This is a genomic window from Variovorax sp. P4_B11 (assembly GCF_056402355.1).
Genome location: NZ_JBFUHO010000067.1, coordinates 1 through 21,776, shown reverse-complemented (window position 1 = coordinate 21,776; position 21,776 = coordinate 1). Strand labels below are relative to the sequence as shown.

General features: G+C 62.0%; 10 protein-coding genes and 2 pseudogenes. 9 read left to right on the top strand and 3 right to left on the bottom strand.

Annotated features, from left to right (window positions below):
* Positions 1–165: 165 nt before the first annotated feature.
* Complete coding sequence (locus AC1DYD_RS34710) at positions 166–8,178, bottom strand: SpvB/TcaC N-terminal domain-containing protein (RefSeq protein WP_478177275.1); 8,013 nt, start codon at positions 8,176–8,178, stop codon at positions 166–168.
* A 696-nt stretch (positions 8,179–8,874) separates the two neighbouring features.
* A complete protein-coding gene (locus AC1DYD_RS34705; protein ID WP_478177274.1) occupies positions 8,875–9,159 on the bottom strand; it encodes a hypothetical protein in 285 nt (94 codons plus the stop codon).
* Positions 9,160–9,171: 12 nt separating this feature from the next.
* Here AC1DYD_RS34705 and AC1DYD_RS34700 point away from each other — a divergent pair, with 12 nt between their 5' ends.
* The 9 genes and pseudogenes from AC1DYD_RS34700 to AC1DYD_RS34660 all read left to right on the top strand — a co-directional run.
* Positions 9,172–10,773, top strand: coding sequence for a hypothetical protein (locus AC1DYD_RS34700; protein ID WP_478177273.1), 1,602 nt, complete (start codon positions 9,172–9,174; stop codon positions 10,771–10,773).
* Between the two features lie 41 nt (positions 10,774–10,814).
* Positions 10,815–11,231, top strand: coding sequence for a hypothetical protein (locus tag AC1DYD_RS34695; RefSeq protein WP_478177272.1), 417 nt, complete (start codon positions 10,815–10,817; stop codon positions 11,229–11,231).
* Complete coding sequence (locus AC1DYD_RS34690; protein ID WP_478177271.1) at positions 11,159–12,292, top strand: DUF8189 domain-containing protein; 1,134 nt, start codon at positions 11,159–11,161, stop codon at positions 12,290–12,292. The genes AC1DYD_RS34695 and AC1DYD_RS34690 overlap by 73 nt, the downstream gene beginning before the upstream one ends.
* A 166-nt stretch (positions 12,293–12,458) precedes the next feature.
* Positions 12,459–17,207 carry a LamG domain-containing protein gene (locus AC1DYD_RS34685; protein ID WP_478177270.1) on the top strand — a complete coding sequence of 1,583 codons (4,749 nt, stop codon included), beginning with the start codon at positions 12,459–12,461 and terminating at the stop codon, positions 17,205–17,207.
* A gap of 166 nt (positions 17,208–17,373) precedes the next feature.
* The gene (tnpA, locus tag AC1DYD_RS34680; protein ID WP_478177269.1) at positions 17,374–17,769 is read left to right on the top strand and encodes an IS66-like element accessory protein TnpA; all 396 of its coding nucleotides are present in this window, start codon (positions 17,374–17,376) and stop codon (positions 17,767–17,769) included.
* Complete coding sequence (gene tnpB, locus AC1DYD_RS34675) at positions 17,766–18,131, top strand: IS66 family insertion sequence element accessory protein TnpB (RefSeq protein ID WP_478177268.1); 366 nt, start codon at positions 17,766–17,768, stop codon at positions 18,129–18,131. Before tnpA ends, tnpB begins: the two co-directional genes overlap by 4 nt.
* A 71-nt stretch (positions 18,132–18,202) precedes the next feature.
* A pseudogene (gene tnpC, locus AC1DYD_RS34670) lies at positions 18,203–19,742 on the top strand (IS66 family transposase).
* Positions 19,743–19,849: 107 nt separating this feature from the next.
* Entirely contained in the window at positions 19,850–20,074 is a 225-nt protein-coding gene (locus AC1DYD_RS34665) for an IS1096 element passenger TnpR family protein (protein WP_478177267.1), read from the top strand.
* 30 nt (positions 20,075–20,104) lie between these two features.
* Positions 20,105–20,617 (top strand): annotated as a pseudogene (locus tag AC1DYD_RS34660) (IS6 family transposase); the annotation flags it as partial.
* On the opposite strand, the gene AC1DYD_RS34655 reads toward AC1DYD_RS34660, so the two are convergent.
* Complete coding sequence (locus tag AC1DYD_RS34655; RefSeq protein WP_478177279.1) at positions 20,512–21,759, bottom strand: IS110 family RNA-guided transposase; 1,248 nt, start codon at positions 21,757–21,759, stop codon at positions 20,512–20,514. The pseudogene AC1DYD_RS34660 and the gene AC1DYD_RS34655 overlap by 106 nt on opposite strands.
* Between the last annotated feature and the right edge of the window lie 17 nt (positions 21,760–21,776).

The window sequence follows — 21,776 nt, the reverse complement described above, 5'->3', positions numbered from 1 at the left end:
TCACGCGCGATCGGTTGTGAGGCTGCCGCCGCGGCATTACTGCCGCTGGTCCAAGTGGCGTGGCTGGATTGCGGCAGGGCGCATGACGCCAGCCCCCTTTGATTCATTTGCCATAGAAAATCACTTATGTAAAAGAGAAGGCCTTACACCAAGCCCGGCTCCCAATCAGCGAAATACTGTGGGGTTGACGAAGTTATTAAGTTCGTCCCAAAGGGTTTTGTCCTTTTCCGTCGGGTCTTGATGTTTCTCGAATTCTTCCCTACCCTTGTCAATAGCGGGGTCTCTGACCTTCTTGTCGAAATAGTCTCGTGCCTCCTTGATCAGCTTCTTTCTGATAGCGGCTGGAATCTGGGCCCTTTTCTTCTTTAGGAAGTTGTCAATAACGTCATTTGCTCCCTTCTCGAATACGTCTTCCCCCTTTTTAGCCAATTCCTTTGACCCTTTAGATAACGCATCAGATTCTCTTAGAGTATTCACAAGCTCCTCTATTAACTTGGCGCCTTCATAGGCATCGTGTACCCCCTTAAATATCTTGGCCGCGACTCCAAATCCTTTCCCTGCGGGTCCGGGAATGATTTTGCTAGCCCCCTCTGCGACTTTTGCTGCATTGTCAAATCCTTCGCCAAGCGTCGCATCCGTATAATCACGAATCGCCCTTTTCTCTTCCCGTTTATCGAATTCCTCAGCTCGCTTCTTATCCTCCTCCGGCGTCGTGATGCACGCCGCCCCCGATTTGGTTGGCATATAGCCAGGTGCGCATCCCTCTGGATTAGCTGGCGCTGGAGGAGGCGGTTCCACAGTCGGTTTCACAGGCTCTTGTGTCGGCTTTCGCTGCAGTGGAACAGTCACCAACGGAGGCGGAGAAAGGGGTGCCTCTGGTGGACCCTGCCAATCAGGTTCAGCCCTAACCGCAACAATCCCGGCTGAAAGTTCTATCCGCTCGGGAGCTGCACTGCCCTCCAAAATCTCAATAGAGTTCCAGTAAGGATATATCTGAGCATAGATGCTGCCACTGGCTTGATGGACTGTGTCCTCGAATCTGTATACGACCCCTCGACTAGCTGCACCATCGACATCGACATGTGATGTCGGTCTGTTTCGACAATAGCCGTAAATGCATATCGAGTCGCTGATCCCCGCTGGGTCGGCACCCACCCACCTCCCCAACCACGCTGCGTAGTACCTCGCCCCGTGGTAACCCAACCCACTCTCCTCGTCCCTCTCCATTCCCGTATGCCGATACCGCTTCGCCGGTGCCTCCGCCGCAGAATTCATCAACCGATACGCACTAGTCCCATACGGATAAAACTCCTCATACGAGATCACGCGCGCATTTTTCTCCAGTTCCACGCCTACAGAGCAGAGGTGATTGCCATACTGGTAACGAAAGATCGGCTCTTTCTTATAGGGCGTGCCGTCAGCGTGCGTGCGGTCGGTGTTGATCACGTCCTCCACCAATAAGATCCGCTGCTCGCCTTCAGACAGATGCAGCGATTCGATCTCCTCGACGGGTATTGCCGGATTAGCCGCGTTGTACCGCCTATAAAGCTCGTAGCCGCCCAAGTAAATGCGCTCCCGGTAACCTCCGAGACCATTCTGGTCCTCGATGCGCTTGCGTGTCCGCTGCTTGCCGCTGTACTGGTACCAAGCCAAGCCACCGCCACCAAGGTCGATGGCGTGGATCATGTCGTTCCAGTCCCCGCGCAGGTCGAACCGGCTCGGCGCGGCATTGAGATTGAGCATGCTGCCGTGCGTGTCGTAGTCGTACGCGACGTTGTCGCGCCCCAGGCTCGGATCGCGCGTGCGGCCGTGCCAGGTCTCGAGCAAACGGTTGCTGCGTTGCGCGTAGCGGTAGTTGCGCGTCCAGCCCGGTGGCTCGGCCGGGCCCGTGCTTGGCGCGAGGTGGCGCATTTCTTCGATGTTGCCAACCCGGTCGTAGCGGTAGCGCTGGATGTAGCTGCGCGTCGCATTGGCAGCAGGGGATGGGAACGCGCCGCTCGGCCACGGGCCTTCGGGCTGCGTCGGCGCGCCCATCGCCGCGGCGTTTTCGCGGCCGGTGGCTTCGATCAGGCGGTACAGCGCGTCGTAGACGTAGTCGTTGCTGGGCTCGACCTGCTGGTTCGCAAACCAGATCGTCTGCTGCGCGTCGTCCTGGATGTGGGCGATGTTGCCTGCCGGGTCGTACGTGTAGCGCAGGTTCTGCACGCCGCAGGAACGAGGCGGTGTGTCAGTGTCGGGGGCCGCCGTACGCGGAGGCGGGGGGTCGCCGCCGCAGTCTTCGGTGAAGCTGGCATCGCGGCGGGTGTAGAGGTGCACAAGGCGAAACGTGTTCGGGTCGTACGTGTAGCGGGTGGTCGTGCCGTTGCCGAGTTCGAGCCTGAGCTTCTGGCCCTTGGCGTCGTAGCTGATGCCCTTGATCGCCTGTTGGCTGCGTGTGACGTTGGCGACGTCGTCATGGCCGGCAGGGGTCTTGCGCGCGCGAACGAGCAGGGTTTCTGCCGCCAGCACGCCGCGCCGGCTGTATTGCGGCAGGTAAACTGCCACCCGCTCGCTGTGGCCCGAATTGCCGGGGCTCTCGACATACCAGTTGTAGTGGCGTGTCGTGCGGCCGAGAGCGTCGTAGTCGGTGCGTTGGGTGAAGATTTCGCCGTCGAAGCCCGGGGCGGGCGCGACATGTACATCGTCCAGCGCGCGGCCGGTCCAATCGATGACAGGCGCTTCGATGTCGCCCACCAGCCGCCTGCGCACCGCGAGCGGTTTGCCGTAGAGATCGACGGCGTCGGTCTGCACGATGCCGCTGGCGTCGTATTGCTGCCAGACTTCGCCGCGTAGGTTGTTGATCTTGTCGGCGGGCCGGCCCTCGCCGTAGCGGAAGTGCTCGATGAGGAACGCTTCGACATTGCCAGTGTCCTCGTCGCGGACGCGCAGCACTCGCTCGGTGGGGCGATGCAGCTTGTCGTGGCGGGTTTCGAAGCGGCGGTGCTCCTTGAACACGGTCGCCGTCGTCGCGTCCGCGCGTTCGTTGTAGTCCCACGCCAGCATCGGCTGGCCGGCTGCATCCATCAGCATGCGGCGGTCGCCAGTGTCCATACTGTGCTGGAACAGCAGGTTGCCGGCGATGTCGTAGCACGGCAGCGCCTTCGCCGGCATGGCGTAGGTCGGCCTGTGGTCGGGGCTGGGTGCGTCGTACAGCGGCGTGTGGTCGGCCTTCGGCGGCGCGATGTATTGCATCACCAGGTTGCCGCGCGCGTCGCAAATCCACAGCGGCTTGCCTTCGGCGTCGAGCTTGGTGAAGGTGAAGATGCGTTCGTCCTTCCAGCCCCAGTCGGCGACGGACCAATTGATCAATGGCACCGAGCCTTCATCGGGCAGGCGGTTGTGCGCGATGACGATGACGTCGCGGCCCAGGCTGTCGAGGTGGGTCTCGGCGGGCGTGTTCGCGTGCCGTGCGGCAAGCCACGCAGCGCGGAACTCTTGGGTTGCAGTGATCTTCCCGGCAACGTCCCGCGACAGCGGTATGGTCGGGTCCGGGCTGCCGTGGTCACGATACCAGCGACTTTCCAGGACCGTATCGTTCTGATCGAAGCTGCGGCTGAACCAGGGCGAGAACTCGACGCGGCTCAGCGAGCCGTCCGGGAACTCGGTGCGGACGAGGCGACCGGGTGCGTCGTAAAACATGACTGCCGAGACACCCAACGGCACGGGCTCTTCGAAGCGGTGATCAGTGCCCGAAAAGTACTGCTCGTATTGCAGAACAGGTTTGCCCTTGTTGTTGACGATGGTCTTGCCGTTGGCGATCCAGCGGGAGGGGCTATCGGGTTGGCCGAGCATGGGATCGGGCTCGGCCTGAGCCTTCTTGACGAAGGCCTGGCCGGCGCCGTCGGAGTATTCGAAGGCGACTTGGATCGGGATGCCCTTGAGTCCGAGTTCGGGGTGGTCGTTCGCAGCGTCGCGCTCGTGCTTCTCGCGCACGATGCTGCAGGCACCGGCCGCGGTGACGCCCCACGTGATGTGGCCTTGCGCATCGACCGATTCGCCGAAGTGGTAGGCAAAACGGGTGGTGGCCTTCGCGAGCCAAGTCCGGGCCTGTGCTTCGTTCAGTGGGGTCGTGTCGAAGAACTGAGCGACATCACCGGGACTCGGATTGAGTTCGAGGAAGTTCAATGCGGCGACCGTGTCACCCGTCTTGGACACGCCGATGGAAACCTTGCCCATCAGTGCCGTGGCGACCGGAAGGCCGCGGATGTCGAACGCGGCCTCGCTGACGTTGTCGTTGACATCCTTCAGCCGGGCGGGAGCGAGGACACGGTGGTCGAACGCTTCCACGGTGGTGGTATTGCCGAGTGCGTCGGTGCTGGATTCGATAAACAGGTCGTCGGTGTCATAGGCGAGCGTCATCTGGTTGCCGAAGGGATCGATGTAGCGCTCGGGCAGATAGAAGTGTTGGGCAGCGTCGGTGGCGAAGCCCGCCACACCGGAACGCAGCCACCAGGCCGGCGCGACGGCTGCGTCTGTGCCGAAGATCGCCGAGCCGGTCTGGTAGCCGCTGGCGAGGAAGCCAGCCTGCGCACCGGGCACACCGAGCGCCGCGCGAGCTTCTGCGACGAAGTTGTCCTGCGAGGCTGTGCTCTTGAAAACGTCGTCCAGCAGCGACGCCGTGAGCGCGAGCTTGTAAGCCTCACAGGTCAGGCCGAGCCGGCTGGGTTTGCCGAGATCAAGCGGGCCCGAAAGATCGTCCTTGAAGTACAGGGTGGCCGCATTCTCGACCAGGCGCTTGTGTGGTGTTCCGTCCGGCGGTTGTTCGTGATAGCCGAGCGAACCCACCGTCTTGCTGGCTTGTGTGTCGAGCGCGGAATTGAGTTCGTGATCGCGCAGTACGCCGACTGAAAAGTAACGCTTGCCTGCCGGTACGTCGATGCCGGTGAGTTCAAAGGTGCACGCCTCGCAAGGCGCAGGAAGGCGGTGGGTGTGGGTGTCTGCCGGCAGCAGCTCATCGGTGAATCGTGTTTCGGTGTAGGCGAGGTGCCTTTCATCGTTCTGAACCGCGCGAATCAACGCAAGCTCCTGGGCGTTCAGCGCGGCATCGGAATGCTGCTTGCGCCGCGGATACGCGGCGGCGACAGATTGCCGGACGCGGCCATAGTCATCGAAGCGCAGGTTGAGCGTGTGCGCGATCCGCGGGTCGGGGTCCAAGGGCAGTGCGCCGTTGAGGGCCAGTTCGTAGTGATATGTGACGGCCTCGCTCTCCGTGACAAGAAAGACCGCATGCCGGTTGAGGCCACGCGGTTGGACGCGACGTATATGGCAGTTGTGCTGCGCGGCGGAGAAGAGGCGCGCGGGCTTGTGCTCACCGCGATCGTGCAGCGCCCTGACGTCGAGCTCGACCACCTCTTGCCGCAGCGCCATGCCTTTGCACGCGCGCATCGCTTCGCGCCACTCGTCGGCCTCTAGTTCGGGGCCAGTGGTCTCAATCTCGGGTTGCGGCAATTCATGCTCGGCGAACCCCACGGCCGGAAGTCGGTCGGCGTAGCGCGACGGGAAGTACTCTCGCTCGTATAGCCCCAGGATTCGCGAGCGGTCGGTGGCGATGCCGGTGTGAAACCAGGTGATGGTCTTGACGGGCGACTGGTAGGGCTTGTGGTCCGCCGCAACGAAGGAGCTGTCACTGTTTGCGGCTGAAACGTCGTCGAAGCGTTGCGTGTCGACCTGCTCGACGCGGCCGAAGCCGCGGAATTCGCGCTCGACCCCATCGAAGTACCCGTGGTGGTAGCTGTACGTGTTCGCAAAGACAGTCTTGCGACGCAGGTCCTCGACGGTCACCTTCTCGACGCAATGCACTGGGAACGGCAGCTTGGTGACCCAGGGTGTGCCAGCGGCCTTGTCCCGCAGGTAGAACTTGGTGGATGCGGCGTAGTCAATGGTCGTCACCGCGCCGAGGTTGTTGCGCATCTGGACCATCAAGTGCGGCTTGTGCCCACCCATTAGATCGAGGTAGCGCATTGGCTGGCGCGCGTCGCCAGGCAGGTCGGACGACCAGACAAGGCAAGCGGTGCCGTTACCCAACAGATCGGCAACCTGGATCTGTCCAACGTTGCTGGTGGCGATCGGAAACGGCAGTTTGCGCAATGCGCTCCAACCGTTTCCGCTGCAGTTGAACCACAAGCACGCGCCATCGCGACCGAGGTAGAAGAGGTCGGTGGTTCCGCTGCCGTCGATGTCGGCCAGGCGAATGCGGCGCTGGTCGAACTGGTCGGGATGATCGAACCACGGCGAGCGGTCCATCACCACCTGCTTGCCGAAGCGGCCGTAGCCGAGGTTGGGCCAGTAGCAGACGTGGCCGTTGCGGATGCGGACGATGTCGGCGAGACCATCGCCGGACATGTCGGCGAGGTAGATGGCCTGCTCGCCATCCGCAAAGACGAGGCGCGGGCCGTCGCGTTCGTCGAGGGGTTGTGCCGTACGCTCGGCCGCGCCGAAACCCTTCTCCGCCTGGGAGGGATACCAGGTGAAGACCTCCTGCTCGGTGAGCAGAGCATCGGCATGCCCGTCGCCGGTGAGGTCGACGAAGCGCAGGTTGGGGTCGTTCCAATCGATATTGGGCAGGCTCGCGAAAGGAATGAACTGCTTCCAACCCTGCTGGTCATCGCGCTCCTGAAAGCCGGCAAGTGGCGGGTGGAAGTCGACCAGATCCAGCGCGCCATTGCCCTGCACATCCATCAGCTGCTGGCGGCCAGCGTTCAGTGCGGCGACGGATGGCTGGGGATTGACGGACCGTATGGGGCCAAACACCGGCCCGGACAATCCATCGCCGAGGTTGGGCTTGTAGTACCAGGCACCGGCCTGCTCCGTCAGGATGCCGGAGAGGCCCTCGCCGTCAAGATCGATCCATTGGTAGCCAGCGCCAAGGCCGACAGGGAGATTTTCGAGCGCCTGGGCGTCAACCTCGCGCACGTGATCGTCGATCTTCGGTTCGCTGTAGCTGAACTCGACCGGAGGTAACGCGCGGCGATGCCAAGCTCCGGCGTGGTGCTGGTAGCTCCACTGCGTGGCGGACTGCAGAAAGCTGTACCCGGGGTCGCTGCTGGTGCTGTCGCTCGGAGTCGTGCGATAAGAGAAGTCAAGTGAACGGACAAGACGGCGCGGGCCGACCGACGCATCGGCCGGTGTGACTTTGAACTCAGCAAAGTCGTGAAACATCAGCACGCGCTGGCAAAGGCGGTACGTGCGCACCTCGAAGCCGGCGCGATAGGTGGAGAAGGGATCGTCACGACGCGTCCACGGCCCCACCACGCTGGGGCGGACGGGATCAGGTTTGCCATAGTCGAACGCGAGTTCAAACATCCAGCGCGTGGCGTCGATCGTTTGCTGGCTCAAGGGCTCCGTGCGCGGCGCCGTGGCCGGCCCCAGAAGCGTCTTGGCATTGCCGTAGCGGATGCGATGGATGTAGCGATTGGCAAGGCGTGAAGGGTCGCCGGCATCACCGCGTTGCTGCTCGTGCGACTGCGTGAGGTCCAGGCCCGTGCCGTCTTCGGGCTCGTAGTCAAAGACGACGGCATTGCCCTTGTCGTCACGCGTTTCGCTGATGAGCCAGCTGAAGATGCGCGAGGGGTCGGCAGGGTCGACGATGCGATGCGCAGAGTCTTTCCCGTAGATGCTGAGCACGTTATCGGATGAGATCGACCGCCAATGCGTTTCGCCATCGCTGTGGGTCCATCGCTCGATCCGCGCGAACAGGCCCTCGATGCGCGGCACGTAGCGGCGTATTACGTAGTTCGCCACCGAGGTGCGATCGTCCGTGATCACCCCTGCTGCATCGAGCACCGGAACGAGGTCTTCAGCGCCTGAAATCAGGAACGTGTCAGTCGCATCCAGGTAGCGAGGCAGCCCTTTGTCGGTCTTGCGCGTGATGGCAGGCAATGCAAGGCTCCAGCCGAATCCGAAAGGACCGTTGCCTGACCCTGAGTCGTAGCTCAATGCGAACTGAGGACCGAACCCACCTCGGCCCGGCGACGCAGGCAGTGGGATGGAGAAGGTCGAGGAGCCGGTTACCGGATTAGCGGCGAACTTCTCGCCGATGCCACGGATGGCGCCACCACCCTTGGGCATCGAGAGCTCAGGCGCTTTCACCAGGAAGCTCTGCTCCGTGTCCTTAGGACTCGGGGCCGCGGATTTCTCCATCGTGGCGCCCTCCTCGGACGTGGGCCAATGTAACGCGAGGCTACCCCGGCTACGTCATTAATTTGATGGAGAGATTCGCTGCCCGCTTGTGGGGCGTCGCCGCACATCTGCGGTGCGTGCGGCAACAAGTGCCTCGCTGTGCTCGCTGCAGCGGTTGCGCCGGATATTCCAAAAGCACAATGCGTGCCGCTATGGCTGTGGGGAGCGGCATGCCGCCCCCCACAGCCATACGCAAGCATCTGACCCCCCTGCGCAGTGTCAAGGGTCCGCTGCGCCGGGCTGGCGCCCGCCCTTAACACCCCTTAACACCGCTTCGGCGGGAAGACCAGGAAACACCCCCCGGACCCCGCTGCGTCCCATCCGGGAATAGATTTTCACGCCCTCATTTCGTTGTCCCACGCAAATTCTCAGCCGCTGAACACTGCGAGACATTCGACACACAAGCCCCTGTGGCGCCTGCACCTACAGACGGCCCACCGTACTCAAGGGCCGACAACCGCAACGCCCACATTTAGCGCGAGACAAAGAGGCCTGTTTCTTCTCGGACAGTGGCGGACATAACACCAGCGCCGTGTAGCTGCCCTTCGCGGCTCGCCGCCGCGCGCTCGACCAGTTCCTCGGGCCGCGATGCGCCCACCAGGAAAGTGAAGTTTGAGCGGAAGTAGATCTCGGCAAATGCCGGGGGATTCAGACGCTTCAGGCACAGACGTTTACAGAGCATTCCATTGCCCACGCAAGGCCCGGGCTTTCGGGTCGCGAGGGGGTGGGTGGTGCCACGTACTCGACGATGGCCTGCTGATTCTGACGGATGGCGACCGTTCCCGCGTCCCGCATATCGAGGCATTCGGTTGTTTTCGGGAATTTTCGGCGAACGATCAGTACTTTCGCGCGCAATTCAATGACAGTTTCGCCTTGCGGTTCGCCCGCCTCGGCTGTAGCGCAGACGTAGATCTGCAACCGCGCTGCCGACTTCAGTTGCAAAGGTATTTCATCATGTCAACCTCGACGATCTCCGATTTGCAGCGCCTGGCTCCGGGAGACGTGACCGACATCGGCGTCGTTACTGAAGCGGATCCCTATGTCTTGTTTGGCGGTCGCTTGTCAGGAGGGCCGGACAGTGGTCCCGTCAAGCCTTGGGTCACCTCGCACCTGGGCGGAACTCCAGGGGAGCCGGTGCGCGTCAAGTGGCGCTTCCATGCAGGGAATGCCGCGGTCGGAGGGACCGTCACGGCACGCATCGAGTATGACTCGCACGTTCTCTACACGAGCCCGCCCATTGCGGTGAGGAATCGCAATGTTCTCATTCAGAACGTTGATGTGGTCGTGGAAAGCGAAGCAGTGGCGCTGCTTTTCTACAAGATGGGGCCTAAGACGATCCGCTTGGTCGTCACTGGCGATGCGGGTCCAAGTTATACGGCGGAGCTCGAATGGACTATTGCATCGCCGGTTCTCGAGGCGGGGTGGACTTCACCCTGGGTTGGGTGGGACACGTCGGAGATGAGCGTTGCATGGCACGACGACTTCACTCTCAACTGCAAGTTTGTAAATCAAATGCCATATACATCCCTGAGTGTTGTTCACGTTCGGTTGGCTGAATCCACACTCAATTGGCACTACGCTATTGAAGGGGAAGCCAATGCATATGCAGACCAATGGGACCTCGGTTCTCCGGTGGTGGCAGGAACAGAGCTTCCTCACACGTTTGCAATCCCTGGAAAGACTTGGTTCTGGAGAGACGGCCTCCCAGACTTTGCCGTTAGCGCAGGCGGTCACTTCAAGTACCACCGCTACTCCGCCTTCATAACGATGACCGACATCTATGGAAACGTTTATCCTGAAATTTCCGCGGTCGGGCCTGAGGTACTCGTGACGGTTTCAGACAAAAAAGAGGACTATGCTCATGTGGCAATGCTCGCGGCTACTACGGCGGCAGGTCTCACTGCCGTGAGTTTTATTCCTGCATGCGCCATCCTCGCTAGTCTAGCCTGGGGCAGCGCGCTCGCAGCAAACATCGTTGCCAACAATCACCCACCAGACGCCGACCGGTCATTCATGGACCGGGTTGAACTGAATACGCCGGCAGGGCCAAGCGTCGAACCTCCCTTGGAAGCAGGGGATCGCTATTTCTCCCTCATGAGCCGTCTTTTCGCGAGCGAGCGCGCCCTGAAGGCCATTCACGCCAAATTTCTCGGGGCGGCGGCCGCCGGAAGTGCGGAGGGAAAACGGCTGCAGACATCGCGCTACCTTGAGGTCGAGCAATCTCTGAACGGCCTCATGGCCGAACTGACAACCACCACAAGCGAAGTCAAGCGATCTCTCGCGGAAACGGGCGCATTCACGTCGGACAACCTTCGATCCGGCATCGCGAAACTGGGCAACGGACTGCCTGCGGAATTCCGCGCAAGCCTGGGGGACGCAGGGGTCGATCAAGACATAATCGCGCAGTTGAACGACGCTGTCATGAACCCTAAATTGCGTCAGTCCGTGCTTGATTCCAGCGACAGCCTGCCTCCTTTTGACAAATTAACCCAGGCGATGAAGTTGGCCACAGAGTCAATCTTGCGCAGCAGACCCAGCGAAATCGCAGGCCAATGATGGGAAATTAATTTGCCTTAAGTCTGCTCCAAGGGGATGTCATGCCGAAATTCGACGGATTGCAGATTCTCGACAACGCAAAAGCACTTGTGGACCGCATGTCGTCACACGGGGTCTTTGATCAAGTCGCGGGAATCGCTGCGTTGCAGGTTTGGAACTGCAATGCGCTTCGCCGAGATGTCTCCGTCTGGCTGTATGACATCAATGCGGCCACCTGGTCTAACTTCGGAACGTCCAAGGCGGCCTACGACCCGGCAAGCTTCAGTTGTCCAGCGCCAGGGTCGCCTCCCCTGCTGGTAACGATGGAAATGAAGCATCTCTATACACTGGTGGCCATTGAGGTCGATGGCTTCGTCTGCAAATCGGATGACCCAACTCAACTTGGATGCCAGCACTTCGTCTGGGGACCAAATCTCGGCGATCCCGGGGGCGTAACCCTGTCACTCTGGATTCCCTGAGCGAGAGATACCAGACGGAGAAAGCCATGAGCGACTGGAGCGCTTGGGGTTCAATCGGTGGAAGCGCCACTTCGGCACCTTGCGCGGTTTGCAAACATGATGGGCAAATCGACGTCTTCGTGCGGAATACCGCGAATGAGATCTCCACGAAGTACTACAACCCGGATGAGGGATGGAGTGCCTGGGGGTCGTTAGGCGCACCACCGGGTGGCCTGTCATCGCCACTTCCCGGGCAGTTGGCCGACACACCTGCCGCCGTTTGTGCGCTGGATTCCTGCATCGATCTGTTTGTCAAGGGCGCAGACGGCGCGCTGTGGACGAAATATTGGCGTCCTGATACGGGATGGAGCACGTGGGGCTCGCTTGGCGGTGTTCTGTCGTCGGCACCTCTGGCGAACGTGCGTTACCCGCCACATCTTCCAGGATTCTTCTTTCTCGACATCTATGTTCGCAACACGGCGCACCGCATTTCGTCGCGCACGTACACCTACAACCCTGAGCACGAGCGGTTCTTTTGGCTTGCAGACCCCGCTGAGATGCATTGGAATCCATGGGTCAACTGGGATTGCATCGAATGCAACTCAGGTCCAGCCTGGAGTTTGGGGAGGATCTTCGCCCTGGACACAGGGGGCACGATCCAGTGCGTTGGTCCACCCGGTTACCAAGCCCCCGTTTACTACCCCCCCGCTATACCACCGTTCGACACAATCGACGTTGCAGCAAACTCCCCCGACACTCTTGATGCGCTGCCGATTAGCATTGCATACGGGTCGTACAAAGAAGGCGAAAGTGCGCCTCCCACTACGTTCTTGGCCTCTTTCGCCAAGGGGACTGATGACGCACTTTGGACGGCATGGGTGCACGCGATTATCGACGTCAACGACGATGACGGTACGATTCGCTCGATTCAAGGCGATTTACGTAGTAACGGCCGCGGCAAGTGGGGTTCACTAGGCGGAGTACTCACCTCTCCACCGGCGGCTGTGTCGCTCCGTTACAAAACCCTGGACGTGTTTGCAAGAGGCTCAGACATGGCCATTTGGAGTCGCTCCTACCGGTAGCCAATTTTGTTGCCTCCATCGGGAAACCGAGTTCGTCGGCAGCCGGGCCCGGCGAACCAGCCAGAACCCGATCGCCGCAAGTTCGTAAGCGCGCGGGGAGCAGTGGGCACACCTGGCAGCCCGCAGGCCACCGAACGCCGCCCACGCGCGGCGACAGGAGTCAAACGTGAGCCATTCGTACAAGTTTGAGCTTAGCGTCCGACGCATAGGTCGATGGCTATCTGTCTTCGTGCTAGTGCTGGTCCTAAGCGCCTTGGTGGGCGCGCCCACATATGCCCAGTCGGCCGCCGGCACCGTTATTGCGCCGAAGTGGTTGGACACTCCAACAGTGGATGGGCAGTGCAACGATTCAGCGTATGCCGAGGCCGGCACCGCGGCGATGCTCGATGCGTCTGGCCATCTCATCACTCGGGTCAAGATACTTCACTCCGCCGTGGATTTGTATGTCTGTTTCTCGGAAATGCCTGTCGGCATCGGTCAACGAGTGGTTGTCCGTGTGGACGGCGCGGCGAGTGGCAAGCGCGCTCTTCTGATCAGACCCGGCGACTACGAGTTTGGGCTCACAGCGGGCGGCATCGCGAGCGCCAATCAGGCGAACCTCAATGGCGATTTCCTACCCTTGACCGTGCGCCAGCACGAGTTCGAGGCGCGGGTGTCGATGACACCCAATCAGAATTGGAGTGCCGAACTGCGTATGCGCCTGGACTGGCTAGGCGGGTACGCCCGAACCGACGGCCTCTACTTGGCGGTACAGCAACTGGATGGCACGATCCTCCAACAATGGCCCCAGTCTGCGAGCGAGCGCTCGCCGCAAACGTGGGGCAATCTTGTGCTGGCTCCGGCCTACGCCGGTCAGGTTAGCGCCGGATCGGCCTTCATGGACGGTCGCGGGGGTTACTTCGTGGTGCCTTACGCGCCCGAACTCAACCCGCCCGAAATGACGATCCAGGCATGGGTACGCGTTGTCGATGGCAGCTGCGGCCCCTTGCTTAGCCACGACCAGTCTCCTTCGTATTGGTTGGCGTTGTGCAACACCCTGCGGTTCGGCTACGCGGGCGCGAGCACGGCGGCGAGCGGCCAAACCCCCCTTGGCGAAGGCTGGCACAACATCGCCGTGACAATGGACGCCGAGGGCGTCCGGACGTTGTATGTCGACGGCCTGTTGGATGTGCAGCCGGGCTGGCAATCGATAGACTGGCCCGTCCATGAAGAGCAGGAACGGCACGCCGAACTTGGTCGCTCGAATGGACTGTTGCGCATTGGAGCTGATCCCGATGCGCCGAAGGGGCAGACGAACCTGCACAGCTATCTTCGCGACCTCGCCGTGTGGAGGCGAGTTCTTAGTGCTGACGAGATTCGCAGTACAGCGTTCAAGAGGCTGACCGGGCGCGAGCCCGGCCTCGTCGCACTCTGGCCGTTCACCCATGGCCTGCAGGACATCGCCGGCGGTCACGACGCCGGACAGGTCGGCAACGCCTCATTGGCGCGAGAGGCCCCGGACATCACCGGCTTCGCAGAGCTACCTTCCTTTGGCCGTCTGAATTCACCCGCCCCAACACCCATCCCGACATGGGATGGCCGGATTCCCCTAACTTCTGCGCCGATCGTCGTAGACGGCAGTTGTACAGCGCGCGAATATCACCAGGCGGCTCATATCGTCTTGGAACCAGACCACTTGGTGGCCATGGATTTGGTGCTTCAGCCGGACGCACTCTATCTGTGCACGACACTCATCGTCGGTCAGGCGGGGACAGGCGACGGCGTTACGCTGTGGATCGACCGCGCGGGCGAAGGCGGACCTGCAGCCGGCCCGACCGCATTGCGACTTCGTTTGACACCCGATGGTCGGTTGGTCGTCGGCACCGGAGATGGCCAGGGCTACGGCGGCTCGGCCCCCGGCAACTTGGCTTCCCAAGTCATCACCGGCACCCGCTTACATCTCCAAGAAGACCAGCGCCCCTTGTCGGCGCCCTACTGGTCCGGCGAAGTGCGGGTGCCTATTGCCGCGCTCGCCCCCTTCAGCGTTGGCGGGGCGCTGCGGCTGGCCGTGCAGTATCAAGGCACCATCACCCCCAACGTTGTGCCCGAGATGCCGAACGGCGCGATCTTCGGAGGTCGTTGGCCCGCTGACTTTGACCCTGCCCGACCGGCTACATGGGGGCAGGCGAGCACTAGTCGAGCCCAGGACTCCGATCTCCCAATTCGGCCGCGGCTGACTTCCGATACTCCACGATCCCCGCAGCCATCGCCTTATCTTGTCACTCGGTCAGGCGATGGCTTCAGCCCGGGCGCCGGGTTCGGCTTAGCCCCTTCAAGTGAGAACCTTCGAAGCACTTGCGGTCCGCCGGAGCCCCCGCCGTATAACAAGGAAACCATTGAGTGGGGGTACGCGCGGATGAAGGATCAGGGGCTAAAGTGGATGTTGGTCAACCCACTGAATCCCCTCCAGCGGGCGGAGGGGACTATGGGCGAAATAAAGCTGTCCGTCGAAGACTCGGCCGGGATTCATGCGACCCACGACATCGATATGAAGCTGGACCTGTCGACCCTTAGGGATCCGTCAGGCCTGCCTAAGTCGCAATGGTGGCTTAACGTAGACAGCAAATCGGGGTCGATGCAGCTTGAGAGCGAATCTGGGGGCTTTCCGCCGAATCAGGTAAGTTCCATCCCGGCGCGGCCCAGCGCTGGTGACCACGTGACGACCCTGGGTCGATGGGTCTTCGACTGTTCGCACGGCTATACGGAGCTCCACCCCCTTTACATCGTCGAGCACGATCGTCTCGAGATGCGGCCCACCGGCCTACCCGACGATGGCAAGCTAACCCTCGTTCGGGTGGCGCAAGTGTGGCTGAACAGCCATCCCGATCCATATAATTCCATTACGTTCCCCGGATCGTTCGACTTTGACCTCAAGTTGCCTTATTGGCCCCCGGTGGGGGAGATGCCCTTTATGCGAGTGGCTTCGGGCGACGCCACTAAGGTTTCATGGACTCGCACCGGTGACACCGTCCATGTCAGCATCACGCCGCCGGCGCCGACTGGCACATATCACTTCGAAATCTTGATCGGGTACCTGGGCAATTACTCCGCGACGATAGACGGGGCTGACCGCGCATACACAGTGTGGCTGGACAGCATCGATATTGCTCATGATAAAGGCCGCTTTGAAGGCGGCGGGGCTCTTTGGACTCTCGACGTGAATGTGAACGGCACTTGGCGTCCAATCTTCTTCCGCACGCCTGTAAGTGATAGCGTTACAACGCCAGGGTACCCGCTGAACATTCCAATCACAACCGCAGAACCGAACTTGACGTTTCAAGTCACCGGCTATGAGGGCGATACGGATTTCGATAATACATTGTTGTGGATTACTGACAATGAAATCACCACTGACAATTGGCACTTGGGCCCCCTCTCGAAACTCATCGGAAACCAGAAGCTGTGCAAGTCGACCACGGACGGCGTCCCCAACATGGACCCGGGGTGCAAAGGATGGGAGTCGAGTTCTTGGACGTTGTACTACCACATCGTCCCCGGCGGCACCGTACCGCCGGTGATCGACGACGTGGCCTTTTGGGCGCCGCGCCTGGCGGACGAGCCGAATGCGGACAGATCGACGCCCCTCGGCCTTCTCCACGTGCCGAGACCAGGGGAATCGGCGGCCAAATTGAATCATCCGGGTTACATCACCGAGAAGCCCTTGGAGCACGGCCAGATCAGGCTCATCGACAACGACGTCGATAGATACTTTTTCTCCACGGACGAGTTCGCCGACGTCCAGTTCGACCCTCTCCCCACCGGCGTCACAATGGTTGTCAGCAAGAGATGGCCGGCCTATTTCCCCGATTCGATACCGCCCGAGCTTCAGGACATGTTGGGTTACATGGGGGGCGCAGTTACCGTCAACGGCGCCACCGGAGCGGCAGGCGACGTTCCCTATGGCATGAACTTGACCGTGAAGTGGCGCGCCCTTCCACCCGACTGGGGCGAAGCCATGGACGACTGCTATCCGAAGCTCTGTCAGGGCCGTTTGGTTGACCTAGCCACGCCGGCCGCCGCCACCGAGGTCATCACCGACTTTGTCTTGGATAAGGACCTTAAACAGATCGAGACGCACTACGAGCGCGACCTACAAATGGACTGGGCCTGGCAGCACACGGTGGGCGACTTGGATTACTACGATGTGTCGATCCCGCGCGCCAAGGCTCGCCCGGATGGTCAAGCGGTATGCGTGTGGGATCAGGACCCATCTCTGACGGTGGGAGCGCCAGGGATGCGGCTGATCGGACACTCGCCCGACATGGATGGTCCCGACGTAGTCACGCTCAGCGATCCAAACAGCCGGTTTCCAACTGGCCACTACACAGTGACCGTGCGCAGCCAAACAGAGCGGCGCGGGATCTACCGCTTGAGTGCGCGATGGGTGGACGGGACGTACCTAACGCCAGCGCAGTGCAAGCGGGTGACCGAGTGGTACAACCTGTTGCATAGCCTGGCTGCTCCCACCTACCCGAGCAATTGGTTCGACTTCTCGCGGATCATAACGTGGAAACCCAGTCCGGGCGGCAATCCGGCCGGCCCGTGGTCGGATTCATTGCCGCTCTATGCGCTGGGCGCAACAGTTCCAGTTGAGGCACGCGACGGCGGCACGATCGACGCCGTCATCTTGAGCCCGGCTGATCGGCCGGTCATGGCCCGTCTATACGACCTAAACAATGTTCTTGTTGCCGAGAGTGGTCCGCTGGACGCTACCGGACCCGAAAAAGCGCGTATCCCCGATGGCCTGTTCCCGCAAACACGGCTGACGGCCGTCGGGTTGACTGCAGGCGGCTTCTACCTGCTGCAAGTTGTGCCGGTCTCCGAGACCGGAAAGGACGCGGCGCCTATCACCCGTGTTGGCGTCAGCAGTAGATAGACCGGTTAGACCGGTGGGCGCCGCCCTACGGTTGACTGCTGACGTGGGTCGATTTGGGGGTAAGCGTGCGGCCGAGGCCCTCTTGAACGCGACGTACTGTATGAGCACGATCGAGTGATCGTGCTCGCCGAAGGATGGTGTGCACTTCACGCAACAGGTGCACACCATGTCTTCGCAAGATCCACACTCCAAGTCCACGCGTCGCAAGTACACGACCACCTTCAAGCGCGAACTCGTCGAGCGCTGCATGCGGCCTGGCGCCTCGGTATCGGGGATCGCGCTTGAGAACGGGATCAACACCAACGTGCTGTTCCGCTGGCGGCGCGAACATGTGCGGGGCACCGCACGCGACAAGGGTCATGACCTTTCGCAGGCCGTGCTGGTGCCGGTGAACGTGGCAGCTGAGGTGACGCCGGCCGTGCCGGAAGCGACGCCTTCAACCATGTCGAAGCCCGTGGGCATCATCGAGATTGACATCGGCGGCGCGCGCGTGCGCCTGCACGGCCTGGTCGACGAGTCCAACGTGCGCTGTGTGCTGCACACGCTGCGGGGGCTGTCGTGATCGGGCTGCCGGCCAACACGCGCGTGTGGCTTGCGGCGGGCCATACCGACATGCGCCGCGGCTTCGATGGCCTGGCGGCGATGGTGCAGACAGCGCTGGCGGCCAACCCATTCTGCGGGCACGCTTTCGTCTTCCGTGGCCGCCGCGGCGACATCATCAAGTGCCTGTGGTTCGATGGCCAGGGCCTATGCCTGTTCACGAAGCGATTGGAGAGGGGCCGCTTCGTCTGGCCGCAGGCCGACAGCGGCGCGGTGTCGCTGACGCCTGCGCAGCTGTCGATGCTGCTGGAGGGCATTGATTGGCGTATGCCGCAACGCACCTGGCAGCCCGACGCGCTGCGCGTGCCGCAGATCGCGACGTGAGTACTGGATAAGAATGCCTCGGGTGCACCCCTGATAGCGCTGCGCACGAGGTGGCGGGCACAGTGGTGCTCGTGCCCAACTCCCCCACCATCCCGCTGACCGTCGATGAGCTGCTGCGCGTCGTCGCCGAGCGTGACGCCGAGGTGGCGCTGCTGAAGCTCACCATCGACAAGCTCAAGCTGCAGCTCGCGCGTCGAGCCCGAGAGCAATACGGCACCTCCAGCGAACAACTTGGCGCACAGCTCACGCTCGTCCCCGTAGAGCCACCGCAGCCGGCGCCGGCGGCCGAGCCGCCGAAGAACAAGCAGCGGCGCAAGGCCGGACGCAAACCGCGCGAGTTGCCTGCGCACCTGCCGCGTGAGACCCAGGTGCACTACCCCAAGGGACATGGTGGCGACGCGCCGTGCGCATGCGGCGAATGTGGTGGCAAGCTGCGCCAGCTCGGCGAGGACGTCTCGGAGCAGTTGGAGTACGTGCCTGGGCGCTTCAAGGTCATCCGCCATGTGCGGCCCAAGCTCGCGTGCATGGGCTGCCAGAGCATCTTCCAGGCCGCTGCGCCCAGTCGCCCAATTCAACGCGGGCTGCCCGGGCCGGCGCTGCTGGCGCACGTGTTCGTAGGCAAGTATTGCGACCACACGCCGCTGTACCGCCAGAGCCGCATCTACGCGCGCGACGGCGTGGAGATCGATCGCTCGACGATGACCGGCTGGGTCGATGGCGGCCATCAGCTGCTGGACCCGCTGGTGGCGGCGGCAGGCGACTACGTGCTGGCCGCTGGCAAGGTGCACGCCGACGACACGCCCGTGCCAGTGCTCGATCCGGGCCGCGGGCGGACCAAGACGGGGCGGCTGTGGGTGTACGTGCGTGATGATCGTCCCTGCGGCAGCCACGACCCACCCGGCAGTCTGGTTGCGCTATTCGCCGGACCGCCAAGGCAAGCACCCGCGCGAACACCTCAAGCGCTACCACGGCATCCTGCAGGCTGACGCCTACTCGGGCTATGAGGGCGTCTACAACAGCGGCCGTGTCCAGCACGCAGCCTGTTGGGCGCACGCGAGGAGGTACTACTGGGAGGTGCACGAGGACAACAAGTTCGCCCCGGGATCCGTGGCCGAGCAGGCGCTGCATCGCATCGCCGAGTTGTATGCGGTCGAGAGCGACATCCGCGGCCAACTTCCCGAGGAACGACGACGACAGCGGCAAGCGCGTGCGGCACCGTTGCTGAGGGATCTGCACGACTGGCTCAGAGACATGATCGGGCGTTTGTCGGCCAAGTCTGAACTGGCGCGAGCCATTGGCTACACGCTCACGCACTGGCAGGCGCTGACGCGCTACTGTGACGACGGGCACATCGAGATCGACAACAATGCGGCCGAACGCGCGCTGCGCGGCGTCGGCCTTGGAAGGAAGAACTTCTTGTTCTTCGGCTCCGACGGCGGAGGCAAGCGTGCCGCGGGGATCTACAGTCTGGTGGAGACAGCCAAGCTCAACGGACTTGATCCCGAGAAGTACTTGCGCGACGTGTTCGAGCGCATCGCCGAGCACCCCATCAACCGCATCGAAGAACTGCTGCCGTGGAACATCGGCCGATGCGCTGAGCAACAACGATAAGCTGCATGACCATGGCGACCACGGCGCCCCGCAAACGCACTGCTGCCACCACCATCCTGCAACTGCGTATCGAATTGCGCGGTACGAAGCCCAAGATCTAGCGCCGGGTGCTGGTGCCACAGACCATCACGCTGCGCAAGCTGCACTCGGTGATCCGGGCCGCCTTCGGCTGGAGCGGTGGACATCTGCACGAGTTCATCGCCGGTGACGGCGAGCGCTTCGGCAGCCCCGACCCGATGTACGGCGACGCCGAGGCCGTCAGCAGCGACAACGTGCGCCTGACGGCTCTGGTGCAAACTTTGGCTTCCGGGCTACCGACCTTTGTGATGTGAAGGCTGAACGTGGCGAAGAAGTTCCAGAGCATGGATGAGCTGTTCAAAGGTCGGCACATTGAGCGCGAGATCATCGTGTTGTGCGTTCGCTGGTACCTGCGCTTCAAGCTGAGCTTTCGTGACCTGGTGGAGATGATGGCTGAGCGTGGCTTGGTCTTGGCCCACACAACGGTCATGCGCTGGGTCCAGCGGTTCGTACCGGAGTTCGAGAAGCGCTGGAATCGATTCGCTCGCAAGGCCGGTCGATCATGGCGCGTCGACGAAACCTACGTGAAGATCCGCGGCAAATGGACCTACCTCTACCGGGCCGTCGATCGAGAAGGAAAGACGGTCGACTTCCGGCTGAGCGCCAATCGCGATGTCAAGGCGGCCAAGGCGTTCTTTCGCAAGGCGCTGGAGACGCAAGGCCGAGCTCCGGTGAGCGTCACGCTGGATGGCTATGCCGCCTCGCACCGCGCGGTGCGAGAGTTGCCCGCGCAGAGCTCACAATGGAAAGACACGCGGCTGCGATCGTCGAAGTACCTGACGGATGTATTTGACAAGAGGGCCTTGGTTTTTCCCTTTCTCAATGAAGGTTTTGTTTGTCTGGCGGTTGGTCTCTCCACGCAGCGACGAAGCGTCGGTACTCCTGCTCTGCCAGGCCGAGCCAGGCTCTCTCCTTGTCGCGCGACCTGCAGGCTGTAGTCGCTGGCAGGACCCGGCGTGTTGCCACCACGGCGTGACGCATGGCCGGCCTTCAGTTCGAGGTTGCGCAGTTTCCACTGCAGCAGCGCCGGTCGCGTCCAGGCGTAGTCCTCGTTCTTCGTCAGCATGTGCCAGACCAGAACGGCAAGCTTCCGGGCGGTGGCGACAGCAGCGACCTGCTTGCCTCGCTTGAGACTGATGCGCTGGAAGAAGGCACTCAGCGGCCCCGGAGCTTGCGCCAGAGCCCAGGCTGCTTCGACCAGCATCCCGCGGGCGTGCCCGCGGCCTTGGTGAGTGATGTGTCCGTGATAGGCCGGGTGGTCGCCGGACTGGTGCACGCTCGGATTCAGGCCGAAGTAGCTCACGAGCTTCTCGGGACTTGAGAAGCGCTTGATGTCGCCGATGGCCGCCAGCACGCTGGCTGCGATGATCGAGTTGACGCCACCGATCGTCATCAACCGCTTGACGTTCGGATCGTCGAGCACGCGCTGCGCGAGCTCCTTGTCGATGACGGCCAGCTCCACTGCAAGGCGGTCGAGCTCGTCATGATGGCGCAGCGCCACGCGCTGCTGATCCAGCGGCAGTGGCAACTCCTGCAGGCGGGCACGCCCCTTCTTGCTGTAGATGCGCCCTGTCTCGCGTGGGATCAGATTGGCGTGAAGAATGGACTGGATCCGGTTCTTCAACCGCGTCATCTGCGAGACGAGTTGGGCGCGCTCGGCAATGCAGCGGCGTTGCAGCTCGACCTCCTCGGTGGGCATCCACACCTCGGGCAGGAACTGCGCCGCGTGCAGGCGGGCGAGCGTCGCGGCGTCGATCTTGTCAGTCTTCACCTTGGCCCAGGCGATTGCGCGCACTTGCATCGGGTTGGCGATGGCCACGCGATGTACGAAGGGCGTCAGCAGCCGAACGATGACCGCCGTGTTGCCGGTCGCCTCCAGCACGACGTCGTCCTCCTTGGTCAGCGTCGCGGCAAAGGTCAGCACCGCATCACGGGCCATGGCGAAGCGACCATGAT

Excerpts from the sequence above, each read along its gene's own strand:
- AC1DYD_RS34710 (WP_478177275.1), bottom strand. The coding sequence starts at position 8,178 with ATGGAGAAATCCGCGGCCCCGAGTCCTAAGGACACGGAGCAGAGCTTC.
- AC1DYD_RS34700 (WP_478177273.1), top strand. The coding sequence starts at position 9,172 with ATGTCAACCTCGACGATCTCCGATTTGCAGCGCCTGGCTCCGGGAGAC.
- AC1DYD_RS34695 (WP_478177272.1), top strand. The coding sequence starts at position 10,815 with ATGCCGAAATTCGACGGATTGCAGATTCTCGACAACGCAAAAGCACTT.
- AC1DYD_RS34690 (WP_478177271.1), top strand. The coding sequence starts at position 11,159 with ATGCCAGCACTTCGTCTGGGGACCAAATCTCGGCGATCCCGGGGGCGT.
- tnpA (WP_478177269.1), top strand. The coding sequence starts at position 17,374 with ATGTCTTCGCAAGATCCACACTCCAAGTCCACGCGTCGCAAGTACACG.
- AC1DYD_RS34655 (WP_478177279.1), bottom strand. The coding sequence starts at position 21,759 with ATGGCCCGTGATGCGGTGCTGACCTTTGCCGCGACGCTGACCAAGGAG.